Source organism: Nitrospirillum amazonense (assembly GCF_029594735.1).
GTDB classification, from domain to species: domain Bacteria; phylum Pseudomonadota; class Alphaproteobacteria; order Azospirillales; family Azospirillaceae; genus Nitrospirillum; species Nitrospirillum amazonense.
Map to the genome: position 1 here is coordinate 807,996 of NZ_JARPAF010000004.1, position 489 is coordinate 808,484.

Genomic DNA, 489 nt, shown 5'->3' on the forward strand with positions numbered 1-489 from the left:
CGCGCTGGGGTCCACCAGCGGCAGCAACCTGCAGGCCGTGGCGGGCAACGACTACATCGGCGCCAGCCTGGCCACGCTCAGTGTCACGGGCACCCTGGCCAACACGGCGGGCGGCGCCACGGCGCTGTACGTCGCGGCCACGGGCACCCTGGGGGCCTTGGCCAACAGCGGCACCATCAGCGGCAACGTCACCAACGTCTCGGCGCGGGATCTGACCATCACCGGCGGCGGCAACGGCACGGTGGGCGTGTTCACCGGCGGGACCATCCGCAACACGGGCGCCAATGTGGACCCTGGCCAACACGGCGGGCGGGGCCACGGCGCTGTACATTGCCGGCACGGGCACCCTGGGCAGCCTGGCCAACAGCGGCACCATCAGCGGCAACGTCACCAACGTCTCGGCGCGGGATCTGACCATTACCGGCGGCAGCGGCACCGTGGTGGGCAGCTTCACCGGCGGGACCATCCGCAACACCGGGGCCAACGTCA

2 protein-coding genes are annotated in these 489 nt (G+C 71.8%); one reads left to right on the forward strand and one right to left on the reverse strand.

Going from position 1 to position 489, the window contains the following annotated elements; all coding sequences use genetic code 11:
* Positions 1 to 51: 51 nt before the first annotated feature.
* A complete protein-coding gene (locus tag P5F91_RS24355; protein ID WP_277908507.1) occupies positions 52 to 276 on the reverse strand; it encodes a hypothetical protein in 225 nt (74 codons plus the stop codon).
* An 8-nt stretch (positions 277 to 284) separates the two neighbouring features.
* On the opposite strand from P5F91_RS24355, the gene P5F91_RS24360 reads away from it, so the two are divergent.
* Positions 285 to 489 (forward strand): hypothetical protein (locus tag P5F91_RS24360; RefSeq protein WP_277908508.1); only part of this gene is annotated, 205 nt, incomplete at its 3' end.